At 38.5% G+C, this 886-nt stretch carries 1 protein-coding gene; it reads right to left on the bottom strand.

All coding sequences use genetic code 11. The annotated features are described in order from the left end of the window. Positions 1-9: 9 nt before the first annotated feature. Positions 10-867: an IS982-like element ISLhe1 family transposase gene (locus tag HMPREF0493_RS07955; RefSeq protein ID WP_040457491.1), complete on the bottom strand. Its 858-nt coding sequence runs from the start codon at positions 865-867 to the stop codon at positions 10-12. Positions 868-886: the final 19 nt, after the last annotated feature.

Here is an 886-nt window from a genome sequence, read left to right as displayed (position 1 = left end):
CGCGTGGTGCTAGTTAAATCGTTCTAGACAATATGCCATATTATAAGCTAACACTGCAACCTCTAGGCGTTCTTGAAAACCTGCTAGACTTCTAGCGCGATTATTTTCGGCATTGTAATAACTAAGCAAAGCAAAATCACTCTCAATTGTCCGTCTGACCGCCATTAGTTGATGATTGTTATGTTTTTTAGCACCTTGCATATTTTTACGATACGGTGTCCAAAGCACATAGCCCATGTGTTTTAGTTTAGCGGCTAAATCCTTACCTAAATAACCTTCATCGCCTAAAAGATAATGATTAGTAGGATGGGTATTATTCATCAATTCTACTGTTTCTTTAGCATCATGCACCGATGCTTTAGTGACTGCGTAATCAAGCAGATAGCCATCATCGCTCACTATTGCGTGAACCTTGAACCCATAATAGTAGACTTTTTTAGTCGCCTTATAACCAATATCGGCAATATCATGAAAGATTTTGACGCGATAATTACGAACAGGTTGGCAGACCGGAACTGGGAAACTATCAATAATCAGAATTTTACCTGAAAGATCCACTTCTCGGTTCAAAGTATGACGAATCAGATAGATTAAAGGCAAAAGTTGACGAGCTCGGCGATTAAATCGGGAATGGGATAACCCTACAAAGAACCTGCAAAATCTTCTTTGTGATTCAATCCCTAATTCCGCTTGCCAGATAAGCATAGCTAAGATGGAACTATCAGATAGCTTGATCTGATCTGTATTTCTGCGATGCTTAAGGGAGTTCGGAGCATACAGCTTATACCAAGAACGACAAATATTGTTTAAACGAGTAAAACTAACTTGTAAATGATGAGAAAAATGCTTAAGCTTAAGACAGTTCAATCTAGTCAGACTCTTTTCT

It is taken from the genome of Lactobacillus amylolyticus DSM 11664 (genome assembly GCF_000178475.1).
Lineage (GTDB): Bacteria > Bacillota > Bacilli > Lactobacillales > Lactobacillaceae > Lactobacillus > Lactobacillus amylolyticus.
Note: the sequence above shows the minus strand (reverse complement) of the source record. Positions and strands in the feature narration are given on the sequence as shown.